Source organism: Halosimplex rarum (genome assembly GCF_047715405.1).
GTDB classification, from domain to species: domain Archaea; phylum Halobacteriota; class Halobacteria; order Halobacteriales; family Haloarculaceae; genus Halosimplex; species Halosimplex rarum.
In genome coordinates, this window is the sequence record NZ_CP180414.1 from 1 (window position 1) to 15,583 (window position 15,583).

Consider the following 15,583-nt stretch of genomic DNA (forward strand, 5'->3'; position numbering starts at 1 on the left):
CCAAGTCGCTCGGCTAACCCAGCCAGATATGCCGGATGGCTAAGCTGGCTAGCTGACTGATCCAGCTGAGTTGCTCAGCTAAGCTGATTAGCTAAGCCGATCAGCTGGGTAAGCCAGCTGAGTCGATCAGCTAAGTCAGTTAGCTGGCTCGTCTGACTGAGTTTTATAGCTGAGCGGCTCAACTGGCTGAGTATGCTGGCCTACACGGTGTACTCGGAGGCGGGGGGCGTCGGGAAGACGACGCTCGCCGCCAGTCTCGCGAAGGCCGAGGAGCGGGCCGGTCGAGACGTGCTCGTCGTCGACCTCGACACGCAGGAGGCGTCGCTGTCGTACCTGCTCGACGTCGACGACGACCGCGACGACGACCAGGCCGACAGCCTGCTGCGGCACATGATCGACCGCCCGCGCGACGACTTCTCGAAGCTGATCAAGACGAGCGAGGGGATCGACGTCGTCCCGTCGCACAACATCCTCGAGTACGCGTCGAAGCACCTGCGCCGCCGCGAGGAGGAGGCCGCCGACTTCGGGGAGTCGTGGAACCCGAACAAGCAACTCCTGCGCGTGCTGCGAGAAGCGGGCGTCCACGAGCAGTACGACACGCTGATCGTCGACCCGCCGGCGACCGCGGACATCAAACTCCACAACGCGATCCACGCGACCCGGCACCTCGTCATCCCCTTCGAGCCCAGCGGGAAGGGCTACGAGTCGGTCCGGGGCCTCGACCAGCTGGTCGGCGGGCTCGAAGACCAGCTCGGCATCGAGGTCGGCGTCCTCGCTGTCGTCCCGAACCGCTTCAAGGGGATGAACGACCAGGAGCGCTTCCTCGAACAGTTGCAGGAGGACGGCTGGGACATCCCGATCCGACTGCGCGAGCGCTCGTCCCTGCTCGAAGGTTGCTGGGCCGAGCAATGCACCGCGTTCCGCTATACCGAGGCCCACCGCGACCGCGAGCGTGAGCACGAGACCGAGACGTTGGAGAAGATCGAACAACTCGCCGAGCGCATCCGCGAGACCAAGGCGGTGGAAGCATGAAGCAGGGTTCGACGGACGATCCCTTCGCCGAGGAACCGCAGGACGGCGACGCCGGGGACGAACCGGACGAGCCGGCCGAGCCGGACGCGGCGGACGGTGACGCTGTCGCGGACGACCGACCGGATGCGGACGGCGAGGACTCCGCTCCGGCGACCGGATCGATCGACCCGGCGTCGACGACCGCCGACAGCGGGTCGGCGTCCGCGGAGCGCGAGCGCACGGACGCGAGCGACGAATCCGGCTCCTCGGGCAGCGATGCGACTTCCGAGCGCCAGACGCTTCCGTACATCCACGCGCGCGACGGCGTCAAGGAGGGGCGGACCCAGCGGCCGGTCTTCCTGCGCGACCACGTCGAGGCGGGCATCGGTGACCTCGTCGCGGAGATGGAGGCCGAACTCGACGCGGACGTCTACAAGACCGATGTGACCGAGGCGGCGATGGCCGTCGCCCAGGAGAACCCCGAGCTCGTCCTCGCGAAGCTCGAAGAGTGGGGCTACGGTTGGTCGTGAACGACTGATCAGGCCGGCATTCGTCAGTTTTCGACTCCGCCACCGCTCTCCGACTCGACGGGCGCGAGCGCCCCGTGTTCCTCCTCGACGGCGTCCATCGGGACGGCGAGCGTCGTCCGGTCACTCCCGGCGAACAGCAGGTCCGTCGCGCGGAACCCGTCGTCGCCGTCGATCCCGATCAGGCTGCCGCTGTCGCCGGCGGCGCTCATCGGGCCGAACACGTCGATCCCCTCGAAGACCGTCGGCTCGTCGTGGTAGCCACGGACCTTGATCCGGGCGTCCCGGCCGCGCAGGTCACCGGTCGTCACGCCGGTCGTCCGGCCGCTCTTCGTGAACGTCGCATCCGCCGACATCTCGGTGAATCCAGTGAACTCGCCGATGCCCAGGACTGTGCCCGTGAACTGCTCGGGGTCGACCTCGACGATGGCGCTGTCGGTCGTGTTCGGTTCGTCGGGGCGAATTTCGCTCCCCTCGACGAGCGTCCCGATCACGTCGTCGTCGGTCCCGCCGTCGGCCGGGCCCGGCTGGAGGATGTCGTCGCCCGGCTCGGCGGTGTCGATCGGCGCCGCGACGTGGGCGTTCGTCAGGACGACCGTCTCGCCGTCCTCGGTCTCCAGCGGCGGACTCCCGAGCGTGCCGGCGGTGATCTCGGAGTGACCCAGCGAGACGCCGGCGGGCGCCGGTCGCCACCGCCGCTCGCGGTCGGGCTCTTCGGCCGGCTGGGTGGCCGTGGCCTGGGTCCGCACGTCACCCACTTCCTGGACGTCCGTCCTGATGCGCGTGTCGTCGAACTCGATCTCCCGCGGTATCCGGTCGACCTCGGCGAGGTGCGTCTCCGGGAGCTTCTCCGAGACGAGCACGATGAGCACCTCCTCGTCGGTGGGCTGGTCGCCGACGCGCTTGGGACCGATGCAGGTCCCGACCACGTTCTCGCGGGATTCGAGGTCCTCGCGGACCGATCGCGGGATATCCATGCCCAGTATTCACGCACACTGTCATATAACCTTTCTGTCCGATAGTATTACGCAAGTGAAGCTACGACTGGGTTATATGTCCGGTGGTCCGACTGACGGGGCGGTCGATACAGACGGTGCGGGCGACACGGGTGGTGCCGACGTCGAGGCGCTCCGGATCGCTCGCGAGGAGGCGCGGACGACGCTGGACGCGCAGCTGTCGACGCTGGACGACATCGACGGGAAGGCGCTGTCGGTGTTCCGACTGAACGTCACGATCGTCGGCGTCCTGCTCTCGGCGCTGTCGTTCGCGGCGGCGACCGACGCGGCGGCCGTCTCGCTCGTACTCAACCCATCGGTCGGGATCGGCGTCAGCCTGTTCGTGCTCTCGGCGGCCGCCTCGGGGCTGACCTACGCGACCGCCGGCCAGCGGGTCGGCGCCGACCCCGAGGGGCTGGAGGCGGCGGCCGACCTCTCGGAGTCGGAGTCGCTCGCGTGGCTCGTCGACAGCTACGCCGACTGGATCCGGCACAACCAGCGGACGAACCTCCGGAAGGCGTTCCTCGTCACGCTCGCCATCCTCGGGACCGTCGCGGGGACGCTCGGCCTCGGCGTCGGCGTCGTCGCCGCCTTTACCGGGCTCGTCTACCTCCCCGCCGCCGTCGCCGTCGGCGCCGTCATCCTGCTCGCCGGCGTCGCCGACATCCCCGGACAGATCTACCGCATCGCCGAAGACAGCGACGCCGTCGGCGGGACGGTCGCCATCGAGACCGTCAGGTCGGCCATGACCGGCCAGCGGGCGTTCAAGGGCCGCGACAGCGAGGAGTAGCTCCGTCCAATCGACGCGATTGCAGTCGCCGCTCCCGCCAGAACGGTTTTGTCCTCGCCAGCCGACCGGCCGCACGAATGGCCCTCCGCGTCCTCCACTACGCCGACGTCGAGGCGGCCTACGACGCCCCCGAGCGCGTCGGGCGACTCGCCGGGCTGGTCGACGAGTTGCGCGACGCGGAGACGGTCGTCTGCGGCGGCGGCGACGACACCGGCCCGGGCGTCCTCTCGGTCGTCACCGACGGCCGCCAGTCGCTCGAGTTCTTCTGGGCGGTTGACCCCGACGCCGAGACGTTCGGGAACCACGACTTCGACCACGGGGTCGACGCCCTGCTGTCGGTCGTCGCCGACGCGCCCCAGCCGTGGCTGTGCGCCAACGCGACCCGCGACGGCGAACCGTTCGGCGCGGAGGCGGGCGTGGAGCCGTGGACGATCACCGAGGCCGGCGGGATCCGAGTCGGCATCGTCGGCGTCGCCCATCCCGAGACCGCCGCGATCAACCCGAACGCCGCCCCCGTCGCGTTCACCGACCCGATACCGGCGGTCCGCGAGGCCGCGGACGCGCTCCGGGCGCGGGACGTCGACCGGACGCTCGTCGTCTCGCACTGCGGCGACGACGCGGACCTCGCCCGCGCCGTCGACGTCGACCTCGTGCTCGGCGGGCACGACCACGAGCGGTGGGCCGACCGGATCGACGGGACGCTCGTCTGCCGACCCGGTGGGACCGGGCGCTCCCTGCTCGAAGTCTCCTTCGAGGGCGCTCGACCGACCGCGACCCACCACGCGGTCGACGACGCGCCGCTCGACGCTGACGTGGCCGACGCGATCTGCGACCGGATGGACGCGGCGGGACTCTCCGACGTGGTCGGGACCGCCACGGAACCCGTCGTCTGTGACATGCGGGCGTGCAAGCGCGGCGAGAGCCGGATCGGGAACCTGATCACCGACGCGTACCGCTGGCGGACCGGCGCGGACGTCGCCGTGAACTCCGGCGGTGGGTTCCGGCGCCGCGCCTCGCTCGCGGGCGACGTGACCGCCTTCGACCTCGTGAGCGTCACCCCGTACGCGGCCGATCTCGTGCGCCTCCAGGTCGACGGAGGGGCCCTGACCGCGACGCTCCGTGCGCTGGCGCTCGAATCGGCCCCGGCCGACCTCCCGGCGTGGCACTTCGGCCACGTGAGCGGCGCGCGCGTCGTCTGGGACGACGCCACCGGCGAACTCCGGGAGGCCCGCGTCGACGGCGAGCGGATCGATCCGGCGTCGTCCTACGCGGTCGCGACCACCGAGTTCTTCGTCGCGAGCGACCGGTTGTTCCCCGCGCTCGGCCCGGGGGACGTGGTCGACCGCTGGGGCCGCCAGTACGAGGCCGTCGTCGAGTACGTCCGCGAGACCGGCCTCGATCCCGAACTCGATGGGCGGATCCATCGCCCGACGCTCGACGAGGACGCCGTCCCCGAACGCGACTGGCCGCACAGCCCGTGAGCGATCAGCAGTACCGACTCACTCGTCTTCTTCGCGCAGGCTCGGATGCGTGACCTGCTCGTCGGGGTGGGATTCGGCGAAGTACTCGGGCATCGCGTCGAGCGACTCGGCCTCTCGGCGCTCGCGCTCGGGGGCGTCGATCTCCTCGCAACCGGGCGGAACGTCGCGGTCGCGGCCGGTGAAATACCCCTCTGGCGCGACCCAGTCGTGGTAGAATCCCCGGTCGGCCTCCTCCAGTAGCGTCACCGCCACTTCCGCGCCGTGGCCGGCGCAGACGACCGCCTGGTGGGGTTTCTCGGCGAGTCGACCGGCCGCGTAGAGCCCGTCGACGCCCGTGCGGCCGCGCTCGTCGGTGTCGACGTACTCCTTGCCGCGGTCGACGATCCCGACGCCGTCGATCCCGTCGAGGTAGGAAGTCTCGTTCTTCGTCGCGGCGATCACGTGGTCCACGTAGTAGCGGTCGCCGTCGGCCGTCTCGACGGCGAACCCGTCGTCGCGGGTCTCGACCGTCGCGACCGTCGCCTCCCGCCGCTCGGCGCCGGCGTTCTCGACCTGGTCGCCGAGCATGTCGAGCAGGAGTCGGGCGTTGACGCCCGCGGGGAAGCCCGGGAAGTTCTCCAGGTGAGCGTTCCGGCGGAGGAGCGACCCGCCCGAATCGAGGACGAGCGTCTCCAGGCCCGCGCGGGCGGTGAACGCGCTCGCGGAGAGCCCGGCGATCCCGCCGCCGACGACCGCGACCGCGTATCGATCGCTCTCGCCGCTCGACGGACCGGTTCGTGCGGTAGATTCGCGCGTCATACGAGTACGTCTCCGGTCACTGGAATGAGCCTTCCGGGCCCGGCCGGCGGGTCGGAGCGACCGGCGGGGATCGGCCGGGCGATCGTGGGCCAGTAAGAACGGCTTTCGACCGCTCCGGTGTCAGCCGACGAACCGTTGATGATACTCCTCAATTCGGGGGTTCTTGGGGGTCGGGCCCCAGCCTCGACACGGGGATGGGAGGCGTGAACACGCATCTAACTTCGTCACCCCCGTGAACCCTCTCGCTCCCCGCTCTCGCTCCCGCTACGGTTCGATTCGATGAGAGGTCGGATCGTAGTCGAGAGCGTCCGCGTCAGCTAATTTGGGCAGGTGATTGTGGTGGAGCGTGGTCTTCAGTCGCTCCATCGCCTGCTCGTCGGCCGCGTCGAGATCGCTCTCTTGCGCAGCGACCTCCTCGGCCAGTTCGTCCAGCGCCACGACGCCGGACTCGGTGGAGAGGACGTCGAGCACCAGCCGGCGGCGCTCGGAACTGAACAGCAGATATCGGTCGGCGTCGGAGAGGTTTGCGGAACTCGTGAACTCGGTCGATCGGTCGGTAGTTGTGTCCGTCATGATAGGAACTCTACGTTCTTCCGTCGGTCTAACTCGACAAAGTGTCCGTTCACCCGTAAGGTCACGCTAGAAGTGATTAGGTCGATAGTACACTCGGCGAACGGGTCGACGGCGGCGAAACGGCGCCGCGCTCGCGTGGAATCGGCGCGGACTCCGTACGGGGTCGGTACGTGTTCCGATCGGCGAGGGGTTCCGCCGGCGGAGGCCCGACGGCGGGGTTGGCGAGGTGGTGGCGAGCGGCGGGCGGCCTGGTGGCGCCGGCCGCGGACTGGAACCGGGGCGCTGCGGACCGGAACTGGGTCGCCACGACCGGGACGCCGCGGCCGGAACCGATCGGACTTACGGGCGCGCTCGCGTACCGCTCGGTATGGACCCCGAGGACAACCGTCGCGTCTGGGCCGACCGCTCGGAGGCGTACTCGCCGGCGTACTACGCGGAGATCGGCCCCAACGAGGTGAGCGAGACGCTCGCGACCGTCCTCGACTACTACGCGGACGACGACGCGGCGATCCTCGAAGTCGGCTGCGGCTCCGGCCGCCACCTGGCGCACCTGCGCGACGAGGGGTTCGAGGACCTCGCCGGGATCGACATCAACGACGAGTCGTTCGACGTGATGGCCGAGTACTACCCCGCCCTCGCCGAGACGGGCACCTTCCACACCGGACCGATCGAGGAGGTCGTCCCCGAGTTCTCCGACGACGCGTTCGACGTCGTCTACTCCGTCGAGACGCTCCAGCACGTCCACCCCGACGACGAGTGGGTGTTCGAGGAACTCGTTCGGATCACGAGCGACCTGCTCGTCACCGCGGAGAACGAGGGCAACAGCCCCGACCGCGGCCGCTCGGACGACGACGTGAGCTACGTCGACGACGACTTCCCGCTGTATCACCGCGACTGGAAGCGCGTCTTCTCCGACCTCGGGCTCGCGCAACTGGTGTGCGAGCCGACCAACCGCGACACGATACGGGCCTTCCGCGCGCTCTGAGCGCGTCCGGCTTGAAAACGGCGCTCACTCCTCGGCGGCGTCGACGACCTCGTAGCTGACGTTCTGGTCGCGGAGCCTGTCGGTGTGCGTCGAGAGGGCGTCCGTCGCCGAGAGGAGCAACACGTCTAGCCCCTTCGCGGCGGCCTCCTGGACGGCGGCGGCGCTCCCGAACCGGATATCGGGGTCCAGGCCCGCGGCCGACGCGGCGGCGAGCGCCTCGGCGCCGGCGACCGCGACCAGGTCGTGCGAGTCGGCCATCGCCGCGATTCGGTCGGCGTCGACCACGGAACTGCCGCCGTTCTGGACCTGCGGGATCGACACGATCGTCACGTCCCCGAGGTCGTACTCGACGACGCCCTCGAAGTTCGCGATCCCGACGTCCTCGCCGGTCGCCGCGCCGGTCACCGCGACGGCGGTCGCGCTCCCGGTGTCGCCCGCCATCGCCCGCAGCGCGCCGTCGCGCATCGTCAGCGTCACCGTCTCGCCCTCGCTGACGTCCGTGGTCGCGATGGCCGTCTCGATCTCCACCTGGCCGATGACGTCCTCGGAGACGTGCCGGACGAACGTGCGCAACTCGTCGGTCTGGGAGATGAGCCAGTCGACGCCCTCCTTCGTGACCTCGTAGCGCCCGCGGCCGTGCTTGTCGACGTACCCCTGCTCGACCAGGTCCTGGAGGTAGTCGCTGACGGCCTGGGCCGTGATGCCGATCGCGTCGGCGATCTCCTGCTGGTTCACCGCCGGCTGGCGCTCGGCGATCTCCACCAGGATCTGGTACCGCGTCGCGTTCCGCTTGCTCCGGAGTACCCCGTACCTGTCGGCGTCGCCCGCGTCGTTCGCCATTACGTCCCCTCGGTCCCTTGAGTTCAAGTATTTTTGCCCTAGCGAGCGTGTAGTTGGTGTATCTGCCCGAATCTCGCTCTCTAACACAACTCCGATTTCTCTAAAACAACCAAAATTGTTTTACGATCTACGGCAGTTGTCTTCGGCCATGGCGCACGTCTCGCTCCCCAACGACGCGAAGGCCGGGCCGACGAAGCCGGAGGTCAGGGCCGTCCTGCAGCGGAAACTCGCCCTCGACTCGACCGACCACTTCGCGGAGGTCGGATCGTGCACCGGCGCCGTCACCATCGAGGCGGCGCGGCGGGCCGGTCGGGTCACGGCGCTCGAACGCAAGCCCGAACGACTCGCCGTCACCAGAGAGAACCTCGCCGCCAACGAGACGACCGCAGACGTCGAGCTCCGGGAGGCCGAGGCGCCCGAGGGGCTCCCCGCGGACGCCGACGCGCTGTTCCTCGGCGGCAGCCGCAACTACGAGGCGGTGCTCGACCGCGCGGTCGAGACCGGCGTCGACCGCGTGGTCATGAACGTCTCCCGCTTGGAGGTCGCCGGCGCCGCGACCGAGGCGTTCCGCGAGCGCGGGCTCCTCGACGACGTCGTCCAGTTCCAGGTGAGCCACGGCTACGAACTGGCCGGCGCGACGAGCTTCGAGTCGGACAACCCCGTCTACATGCTCGTCGGTGGCGTCGACGGAGCCGAGGACGACGCGACCGACAGGAGCGACGAGGAGGTCGCGACGGACGGAGGCAAACGGTGACCCTCTATGGCGTCGGGCTCGGCCCCGGCGACGCGGACCTGGTGACCGTCCGCGGCCGCGAAGTCCTCGAATCGGCGGACGTGGTGTACTCGCCCGGCCGCCTCTCGCGGTCGGTGGCGGCCAAGCACGTCCCCGAGGACCGCATCGGGGACCTGGATTTCCCGATGACCCGCGACGAGGAGGAGCTCCGGCGGGCCTGGAAGGCGGCCGCGAGCGAGATCGCGCCGCGGGCCCGCGACGGCACGGCCGCGTTCGTCACGCTCGGCGACCCCAACGTCTACTCGACGTTCGGCCACCTGCGGCGGACGCTCGACGCCTTTCACCCAGACGTGGCCGTCGAGACCGTCCCCGGCGTCAGCGCCGTGACCGCCTTCGCGACCGCGCTGGACGTCGAGATCGCCGCGGGCGCGAGCCTGGCACTCCGCGAGGCCGCCCGCGGGGCGGCCCCGACCGGCCCCGACCGACTGCTCCTGTTCAAGGTCACCGACGCACCGACGACTCACGAGAAACTCGTCGCCGAGGGATACGACGTCGTCTACGGCCGCCGCCTGTTCATGGAGCAGGGCGAGACGGTCGTGACCGACGACCCGACCGACCTCGCCGAGCGGGACTACTACACGCTCGCCTACGCCGAGAAGGCGGGCCTCGACGACGAACCCGCTACCGCGGCGTTCGCCGACGCCGACGACGAGTCGACCGGACGTGTCCGTACCGACGGCGGGGTACCGGACGGCGACGCGAACGCGGGCGATCGCGACCGCGAGCGCGAGCGGCTGGAACGCGCCGAGGGCGAGGCTTGCGGCGACGAGTTCCCGGGGGCGGCCCGATGACCGACCCGCAGGACGCCATCGACGCCGAGGCGGACGCCCGGGCGGCGACCGAACGGGACCCTCGCGTCGCCGACCGCACCGCCGGCGAGGTCCAGGAGGGGATCCCGTTCGTCGGCGCCGGGCCGGGCGATCCCGGACTGTTGACCGTCACCGGCAGGGAACTCGTCGAGGCCGCCGACCTGGTCGTCCACGCTGGGTCGCTGGTCAACAGCGACCTCCTGACCGAGTACTGCGCCGACGCCGACCAGGTGTCAAGCATCGGGAAGGAACTCGAAGAGTTGGTCCCGCTGATGGCCGACGCTTACGAGGACGGCCGCGAGGTCGTCCGCCTGCACAGCGGCGACCCCGCCATCTACGGCGCTGCCGTCGAGCAGATGGACGCGCTGGAACACGAGGGCGTGCCGACGTACGTCGTCCCGGGCGTCACCTCGGCGTTCGCCGCCAGCGCGACCCTACGAACGCAACTCACCCTCAACGGCGTCGCCAACCACGTCGCGTTCACCCGCCCGCAGGGGAAAACGCTCGACCCAGAGGAGGACCACATCGGCGAGTTCGTCGGGATGGGCGACGTGACGACCTGTCTCTACCTCGGGACCCACGCGGTCGCCGAGACGATGGACCGCCTGCTCGACGCCGGCCACGACCCCGATATCCCGGTGGCCGTCGTCTATCACGCCTCCTGGCCCGACGAGGACGTGATCGAGGGGACCGTCGCGACCATCGGCGAACGCCTCGACGAGGCGGGCTACCGCGCCTCGGCGATGGTTCTCATCGGCGACGCCGCCCGCAAGGCTGGCTACGAGCGCTCGTACCTCTACGACGGGTTCGCGAACGGAGAGAGTCCGGACGACTCCCAACAGGAGGCGGACGACTGACAATGAGCACGGAGACAGACGACACCGACACGACCGAGAGGGACGCATCGGACGCATCGGACGACGCGAACGACTCCGGCGGCCACTGTTCGACCCCTGACTCGGACGGGGAGGTGGCCGAGGAGATCGCGATCATCAGCTTCGAGCGCAAGCTCGACACCGCCGAGGAGATCGCCGAGGGGATCGGCGACGAGTACGAGACCATCGACATCGTCGAGTACCACGGCGACGTCTTCGCGGAGCTCTGGGGCGAGTACGACTGCTTCGTGGGGCTGATGGCCTCGGGCATCGCGATGCGCAAGACCGCGCCGCTGCTGGACGACAAGTGGGACGACCCGGCCATCGTCGTCGTCGACGAGGCGCTCACGTGGGCCATCCCGATCACCGGCGGCCACCACGGCGCCAACCAGGTCGCCCACGACCTCTCGAAGCTCGGCGCCGTGCCCGCGATGACGACCGCGAGCGAGGCCGCCGGCAAACAGGGCGTCGAGAGCAAGGCCAAAGCCCTCGATACCCACGTCGTCAACGGCGACTCCACCGTCGCGACGAATCTCGCCGTACTGAACGAGGAACTCGGCCCGGTCGCCCGCCTCGACGGTCCGCGCGCCGTACTCGTCGGCGACGATGTCACGGTGCTGAAGCGCAACGCCGACGACGGCGTCGTCCTCGGCACCGGCACCGTCTCAGGTGTCGACGCCGCGCAGGTCGTCGACGCCTGGGAGCGCGCGCTCGACGACCTCGACCTGACCGTCGACGACGTGGACTTCGTCGCCACGGGCACCCGCAAGGAGGGCGAGGAGGGCCTCTACGAGGCCGCCGACTCCATCGGCGCCGGGGTCGTCCTCTTCGAGAAGGAGACGCTGGAGCGCTTCGAGGGTCCCTCGCCCTCCCGATCGAAGGAGCTCATCGGCTGGCCGGGGATCGCGGAGGCCTCGGCCATCGCCGGCGGTCGCGACCACGAACTCGCGCGGGAGAAAGAGCGGTTCGACGACGCCGTGACCGTCGCGGTGGGGCGGTAGCGTGAGCGACGCGACCGCCGACGCGGACGACCTGGGAACCCTCTACGTCGTCGGCATCGGTCCCGGGCTCCCCCACGCGATGACCCAGCGCGCCAAGGACGTGATCGAGACCGCCGACTGCGTCGTCGCGTCGACCCTCTACCAGGAGTTCCTCCGCCGCGACGGGACCCTGCCGCCGGAGAGCGCCGAGGTCGAGGACGACCCCGACGCCGCGACCGACGGCGGCACCGCGACCGACGACGGTGCCACGGCCGGCTCGGAGTCGGGAACACTGCTGGAGCGGCCCAGCGGCGCCTGGCAGACGCTCGTCCGCTCGTCGATGGGGAGGCAGGTCGAACTCGCCCGCGAGGCGTTCGAACGGGTCCGCGCCGGCGAGGACGTGGCCCACGTCTCCGGCGGCGACCCGAACGTCTACGGCAAGAGCGACCTGCTGTTCACGATGGCCGAGGCCGAGGAGGCCTACGACGTGCCGATCGAGGTCGTCCCGGGCGTCACGGCGGCGCTCGGCGGCGCGGCCAACCTCGGGGCGCCGCTGTCGAACGACTTCTGCACCGTCTCGCTGTCGGACAAGTGGCGCGGCTGGGAGGAGATCGAGGAGAAACTGCGAGCGGCGGCCATCTCGGGGTTCGTGATCGTCCTCTACAACTGCTGGCGCGACTACGAGCGGGCGATCGCGGTGATCCGCGAGGAGCGCGCCGACGACGTCCCCGTCGGCATCGTCAACGACACCGGGCGCGGCGACGCCGGCCGCAATCTCGACGACGAGACCTACACGATCACCACCCTCGGCGAGGCGACGGACCACGACGACGAGGTCGGCGGGATGGGCACCTCCATCCTCGTCGGGAACGCGGAGACGGCGGTCTGGGAGAACGACCGCGGGAAACACCTCGTCACCCCGCGCGGCGGGCGTGACGTCGACGATTTCTGACCATGAGCACCGACGATACCACCGACACCACGGACGCGAGCACAGACGCGGAACCGACCTGCGGCGCATCGAGCGACGGAACGGACACGTCGTCATCTTGCGGTGCGTCGTCGGAATCTGACACGTCGTCGTCCGCTTCGGGATCGAGTTGCGGCGGCTCGTCCGATTCGACCGACGAGAAAGTCGGATCGACGGTGGACGACTTCGACGCCGACCCCGGACGGCTGGTCGCAGTGGGTCTCGGCCCCGGCCAGCCCGAGGGCATGACTCAGCGCGCCCGCGAGGCGCTGCTGGACGCCGAGCACGTCGTCGGCTACACGACCTACGTCGAGTTGCTGCCCGAGGAGGTCCGCGAGGCGGCCGACGAACTGTACGACACGCCGATGTGCGGCGAGGTCTCGCGCACCGAGGAAGCGATCGACCGCGCGCTCGCCGGCAACGACGTGGCGATCATCGGCAGCGGCGACCCGAACGTCTACGCGCTGGCCGGACTCGCGCTCGAAATCCTCGAATCGAAGGGTGCGACGGCGTCGATGGTCGACTTCGACGTGGTGCCGGGCGTCCCGGCGGCCCAGTCCTGCGGCGCCAGACTCGGCGCGCCGCTCGTGAACGACACCGTCAGCATCTCGCTGTCGGACCACCTCACGGACATGCCGACCATCGAGTCGCGCCTCCACGCCGCCGCCAAGGAGGGGTTCACGATCTCGATCTACAACCCCTGGAGCCGCAAGCGTCGCGAGAACTTCGAGAAGTGCTGCGAGATCCTCGGCGAACACCGCGCCGCCGACACGCCGGTCGGGATCGTCCACGGCGCCGGTCGCGAGGACGAGCGGGTCGAGATCGTCGAACTCGGCGACCTGGCTGAGCTAGGTGAGACCGACCTTATCGACATGACGACGACGATCATCGTCGGCAACGCGGAGACGTACGTCTGGGACGACCGCATGGTCACGCCGCGAGGCTACGAGTCCAAGTATGACTACTGAGTACCGCGTGCGCCTCGACCGCGAGGCCTGCGACGGCGTCTTCGCCTGCCTCGTCCGCGACGACCGATTCGTCGAAGCGACCGACGGACTGGCCGGGATCCAGGGCGGGTCGGCCGAACCGGTGGGGACTCGCGACGACGGTGACGAGACCGTCGCGGCGTTCGACGACGACCGACTCGACGACGCACGGCAGGCAGCGAGCGCCTGCCCGGTTGACGCCATCGACGTGACGGTGGTCGGCGATGAGTGAGGCGGAGGGCCCGACGCCCGACCCCGCCGTCGACCTGCTCGCGGCGACGCCGGCGACGGCGTACTTCTGGGGGCGAGTCGCCGGTGACGGTGAACTCGTCGCGGACTGCGTGACCGTCCGCGCGGGCGACGAGCAGGCGGCCGACGCGCTGGCGACCGTCGCCGGCGCGAACCGGCCGGACCGCCGCGTCGCGGCCCGCGAGTCGGCCCACGACGCTTCCATCGTCCGATTCGAAGACGAGTACGAACTTCAGGTGATGGGCGCGCCGGCCGAGCGAGCCAGCGCGGCGCTCGGGCTCCCGCTGGACGGTCGACCCGGCGGCTACCGCTTCGACGCCTTCGACGACTACCGGGCGCCGCTCGTCCGCGGCCTCCTCGAAGCCTGCGGCACCGTCTGTTTCCGCGAGTCCGCGGGCTCGGTCGGCGTCTCGTTCGTCCACGACGACGAGCGCCTGCTGGAGACGGTCCGGACGCTCCTCGGAGCGGCCGAACCCCACGCCCCCACCGACGACCTCGCGGAGACGTCCTCGGGCGGCTACTGGTTCGGACTGGCCGACGGGGCGGATACGGCCGGATTCGCCGACTGGGTCTACGCCGGCAGCGGCGACTCGGGGCTGTACGCCGCCGACCGGCGGCGGAAACTCCGCCGGAGCGTCGAACGCGCGACCGGCGCGGAGGTGGGTGACCTCTCGTGACCGCCACCCAGGCCGCGCCGGGCAACCTCGACGACGAGGCGGTCCTGCTCGTCGGCCACGGCTCCCGCCGCGAGAAGTCGAACGAGCAGGTCCGGACGCTCGCCGCCGACCTCGAAGCGCGGCTGGGCGTCCCCGCCGACGCCGGCTTCCTCGAACTCGCCGAACCGGCCATCTCGGAGGCGATCGCCGGCCTCGCGGCCACCGTCTCCCGGATCACGGTCGTCCAGCTGTCGCTGTTCGCCGCGAGCCACGTCAAAAACGACGTGCCGCTGGCGGTCCAGCGGGCCCGCGCCGACCACGACGAGATCACCGTTCACAACGGCGCTCACCTGGGGATCCACCCGGCGCTCGTCGACCTGCTCGACGACCGGGCGGCGGCCGTCGAGCGCTCGCTGGGCGTCGACCGCGCGGCCGACGACGTGGCGATCGTCCTCTGTGCCCGCGGGTCCAGCGACCCCGACGCCAACGGCGACGCGCACAAACTCGCCCGCCTGCTCTACGAGGGCCGCGCGTTCGACCGCGTCGAGGCGACGTTCATCGGCGTCACCGAACCCGTCCTCGACGACACGCTTCACACCGTCGCCAAGGGGCGGCCCGACGCGGTCGTCGTGCTCCCGTACATGCTCGGCGACGGCGTGCTGGCGGGGCGGATCCGGGACCGAACAGCTGAATTCGACGCGGAGTACCCCTACGTCGACGCGGCGGCGGGCGACCCGCTCGGGACGGACCCGCGGCTGCTGGACGTCCTCGGCGACCGCTGGCAGGAGGCCCGAACGGACAGCGTCGACATGTCCTGCGACACGTGCAAGTACAAGGTCGAACTCGACGGCTACGAGGAGGACGCCGGCGGCGCGCGGGCGATGCTCCGGGCGCTCACTCACCGGGAGGCACACGCCGACCGGGAGGCCGTCGACGACGACCCGCACGTCCACGACGCCCCCGACCACCACGTCGCCGTCTGCACGAACCAGACCTGCGCCGCGGACGGGGCGCCAGCCGTCCTCGAACGGCTGCGCCAGGCCGCCCGCGATTCCGAGGCCTGCGACGCCCGGATCACTCGCTCGTCCTGTCTCGGCCGCTGCGGCGACGGCCCGATGGTGGCCGTCTCCCCCGACGGCGTCTGGTACAGCGACGTCGACGCCGCCGACGCCGACCGCATCGTCTCGTCGCACCTCGACCGCGACCGTATCGTCTCCGACCTCGTCGATCAGACGCTCTGAACGGCGAATATCGACGCCACAACA

Annotated in this window: 18 protein-coding genes; 14 read left to right on the forward strand and 4 right to left on the reverse strand. The window is 70.4% G+C overall.

The genetic code is table 11. The annotated features are described in order from the left end of the window. Window positions 1-192 precede the first annotated feature (192 nt). Together ACMGFH_RS22520 and ACMGFH_RS22525 are read left to right on the forward strand one after the other, a co-directional pair. Window positions 193-1,032 (forward strand): ParA family protein, encoded by an 840-nt coding sequence (locus ACMGFH_RS22520; RefSeq protein WP_415383533.1) that lies wholly within the window; start codon window positions 193-195, stop codon window positions 1,030-1,032. Beyond that, window positions 1,029-1,541, forward strand: coding sequence for a hypothetical protein (locus ACMGFH_RS22525; protein WP_415383534.1), 513 nt, complete (start codon window positions 1,029-1,031; stop codon window positions 1,539-1,541). The genes ACMGFH_RS22520 and ACMGFH_RS22525 overlap by 4 nt, the downstream gene beginning before the upstream one ends. 23 nt (window positions 1,542-1,564) lie before the next feature. Here ACMGFH_RS22525 and ACMGFH_RS22530 read toward each other — a convergent pair whose 3' ends face one another. Beyond that, window positions 1,565-2,515: a hypothetical protein gene (locus tag ACMGFH_RS22530; RefSeq protein WP_415383535.1), complete on the reverse strand. Its 951-nt coding sequence runs from the start codon at window positions 2,513-2,515 to the stop codon at window positions 1,565-1,567. Window positions 2,516-2,591: 76 nt separating this feature from the next. On the opposite strand from ACMGFH_RS22530, the gene ACMGFH_RS22535 reads away from it, so the two are divergent. Together ACMGFH_RS22535 and ACMGFH_RS22540 are read left to right on the forward strand one after the other, a co-directional pair. Next, window positions 2,592-3,323, forward strand: coding sequence for a hypothetical protein (locus ACMGFH_RS22535; protein WP_415383537.1), 732 nt, complete (start codon window positions 2,592-2,594; stop codon window positions 3,321-3,323). Window positions 3,324-3,400: 77 nt separating this feature from the next. Then, window positions 3,401-4,804, forward strand: coding sequence for a bifunctional metallophosphatase/5'-nucleotidase (locus ACMGFH_RS22540; RefSeq protein ID WP_415383539.1), 1,404 nt, complete (start codon window positions 3,401-3,403; stop codon window positions 4,802-4,804). 18 nt (window positions 4,805-4,822) lie between these two features. Here ACMGFH_RS22540 and ACMGFH_RS22545 read toward each other — a convergent pair whose 3' ends face one another. Then, window positions 4,823-5,602: an FAD-dependent oxidoreductase gene (locus ACMGFH_RS22545; protein ID WP_415383540.1), complete on the reverse strand. Its 780-nt coding sequence runs from the start codon at window positions 5,600-5,602 to the stop codon at window positions 4,823-4,825. 264 nt (window positions 5,603-5,866) lie between these two features. Beyond that, window positions 5,867-6,175, reverse strand: coding sequence for a hypothetical protein (locus tag ACMGFH_RS22550; RefSeq protein ID WP_415383541.1), 309 nt, complete (start codon window positions 6,173-6,175; stop codon window positions 5,867-5,869). 367 nt (window positions 6,176-6,542) lie between these two features. Here ACMGFH_RS22550 and ACMGFH_RS22555 point away from each other — a divergent pair, with 367 nt between their 5' ends. After that, window positions 6,543-7,160: a class I SAM-dependent methyltransferase gene (locus ACMGFH_RS22555; RefSeq protein ID WP_415383542.1), complete on the forward strand. Its 618-nt coding sequence runs from the start codon at window positions 6,543-6,545 to the stop codon at window positions 7,158-7,160. A 24-nt stretch (window positions 7,161-7,184) separates the two neighbouring features. Here ACMGFH_RS22555 and ACMGFH_RS22560 read toward each other — a convergent pair whose 3' ends face one another. Further along, complete coding sequence (locus tag ACMGFH_RS22560; protein WP_415383543.1) at window positions 7,185-8,000, reverse strand: MarR family transcriptional regulator; 816 nt, start codon at window positions 7,998-8,000, stop codon at window positions 7,185-7,187. A 148-nt stretch (window positions 8,001-8,148) separates the two neighbouring features. Here ACMGFH_RS22560 and cbiT point away from each other — a divergent pair, with 148 nt between their 5' ends. The 9 genes from cbiT to ACMGFH_RS22605 are packed head-to-tail and all read left to right on the forward strand — an operon-like array spanning window position 8,149 to window position 15,559. Next, window positions 8,149-8,754 (forward strand): precorrin-6Y C5,15-methyltransferase (decarboxylating) subunit CbiT, encoded by a 606-nt coding sequence (gene cbiT, locus ACMGFH_RS22565; RefSeq protein ID WP_415383544.1) that lies wholly within the window; start codon window positions 8,149-8,151, stop codon window positions 8,752-8,754. Next, complete coding sequence (locus ACMGFH_RS22570) at window positions 8,751-9,584, forward strand: cobalt-factor II C(20)-methyltransferase (protein ID WP_415383545.1); 834 nt, start codon at window positions 8,751-8,753, stop codon at window positions 9,582-9,584. Before cbiT ends, ACMGFH_RS22570 begins: the two co-directional genes overlap by 4 nt. Continuing rightward, complete coding sequence (locus tag ACMGFH_RS22575) at window positions 9,581-10,459, forward strand: cobalt-precorrin-4/precorrin-4 C(11)-methyltransferase (protein ID WP_415383546.1); 879 nt, start codon at window positions 9,581-9,583, stop codon at window positions 10,457-10,459. Before ACMGFH_RS22570 ends, ACMGFH_RS22575 begins: the two co-directional genes overlap by 4 nt. A gap of 2 nt (window positions 10,460-10,461) precedes the next feature. After that, a complete protein-coding gene (cbiG, locus tag ACMGFH_RS22580; protein ID WP_415383547.1) occupies window positions 10,462-11,478 on the forward strand; it encodes a cobalt-precorrin 5A hydrolase in 1,017 nt (338 codons plus the stop codon). 1 nt (window position 11,479) lies between these two features. Continuing rightward, a complete protein-coding gene (locus ACMGFH_RS22585) occupies window positions 11,480-12,409 on the forward strand; it encodes a precorrin-3B C(17)-methyltransferase (RefSeq protein WP_415383548.1) in 930 nt (309 codons plus the stop codon). A gap of 2 nt (window positions 12,410-12,411) precedes the next feature. Next, entirely contained in the window at window positions 12,412-13,395 is a 984-nt protein-coding gene (gene cobJ, locus ACMGFH_RS22590) for a precorrin-3B C(17)-methyltransferase (RefSeq protein WP_415383549.1), read from the forward strand. Then, complete coding sequence (locus ACMGFH_RS22595; RefSeq protein WP_415383551.1) at window positions 13,385-13,645, forward strand: ferredoxin; 261 nt, start codon at window positions 13,385-13,387, stop codon at window positions 13,643-13,645. Before cobJ ends, ACMGFH_RS22595 begins: the two co-directional genes overlap by 11 nt. Beyond that, the gene (locus ACMGFH_RS22600) at window positions 13,638-14,339 is read left to right on the forward strand and encodes a cobalamin biosynthesis protein (RefSeq protein ID WP_415383552.1); all 702 of its coding nucleotides are present in this window, start codon (window positions 13,638-13,640) and stop codon (window positions 14,337-14,339) included. The genes ACMGFH_RS22595 and ACMGFH_RS22600 overlap by 8 nt, the downstream gene beginning before the upstream one ends. After that, window positions 14,336-15,559: a CbiX/SirB N-terminal domain-containing protein gene (locus tag ACMGFH_RS22605; RefSeq protein WP_415383554.1), complete on the forward strand. Its 1,224-nt coding sequence runs from the start codon at window positions 14,336-14,338 to the stop codon at window positions 15,557-15,559. Before ACMGFH_RS22600 ends, ACMGFH_RS22605 begins: the two co-directional genes overlap by 4 nt. Window positions 15,560-15,583 lie beyond the last annotated feature (24 nt).

Excerpts from the sequence above, each read along its gene's own strand:
- ACMGFH_RS22545 (WP_415383540.1), bottom strand. The coding sequence starts at position 5,602 with ATGACGCGCGAATCTACCGCACGAACCGGTCCGTCGAGCGGCGAGAGC.
- ACMGFH_RS22520 (WP_415383533.1), top strand. The coding sequence starts at position 193 with ATGCTGGCCTACACGGTGTACTCGGAGGCGGGGGGCGTCGGGAAGACG.
- ACMGFH_RS22550 (WP_415383541.1), bottom strand. The coding sequence starts at position 6,175 with ATGACGGACACAACTACCGACCGATCGACCGAGTTCACGAGTTCCGCA.
- cbiT (WP_415383544.1), top strand. The coding sequence starts at position 8,149 with ATGGCGCACGTCTCGCTCCCCAACGACGCGAAGGCCGGGCCGACGAAG.
- ACMGFH_RS22535 (WP_415383537.1), top strand. The coding sequence starts at position 2,592 with ATGTCCGGTGGTCCGACTGACGGGGCGGTCGATACAGACGGTGCGGGC.
- ACMGFH_RS22530 (WP_415383535.1), bottom strand. The coding sequence starts at position 2,515 with ATGGATATCCCGCGATCGGTCCGCGAGGACCTCGAATCCCGCGAGAAC.
- ACMGFH_RS22600 (WP_415383552.1), top strand. The coding sequence starts at position 13,638 with ATGAGTGAGGCGGAGGGCCCGACGCCCGACCCCGCCGTCGACCTGCTC.
- cbiG (WP_415383547.1), top strand. The coding sequence starts at position 10,462 with ATGAGCACGGAGACAGACGACACCGACACGACCGAGAGGGACGCATCG.
- ACMGFH_RS22560 (WP_415383543.1), bottom strand. The coding sequence starts at position 8,000 with ATGGCGAACGACGCGGGCGACGCCGACAGGTACGGGGTACTCCGGAGC.
- cobJ (WP_415383549.1), top strand. The coding sequence starts at position 12,412 with ATGAGCACCGACGATACCACCGACACCACGGACGCGAGCACAGACGCG.
- ACMGFH_RS22595 (WP_415383551.1), top strand. The coding sequence starts at position 13,385 with ATGACTACTGAGTACCGCGTGCGCCTCGACCGCGAGGCCTGCGACGGC.
- ACMGFH_RS22525 (WP_415383534.1), top strand. The coding sequence starts at position 1,029 with ATGAAGCAGGGTTCGACGGACGATCCCTTCGCCGAGGAACCGCAGGAC.
- ACMGFH_RS22540 (WP_415383539.1), top strand. The coding sequence starts at position 3,401 with ATGGCCCTCCGCGTCCTCCACTACGCCGACGTCGAGGCGGCCTACGAC.
- ACMGFH_RS22555 (WP_415383542.1), top strand. The coding sequence starts at position 6,543 with ATGGACCCCGAGGACAACCGTCGCGTCTGGGCCGACCGCTCGGAGGCG.
- ACMGFH_RS22575 (WP_415383546.1), top strand. The coding sequence starts at position 9,581 with ATGACCGACCCGCAGGACGCCATCGACGCCGAGGCGGACGCCCGGGCG.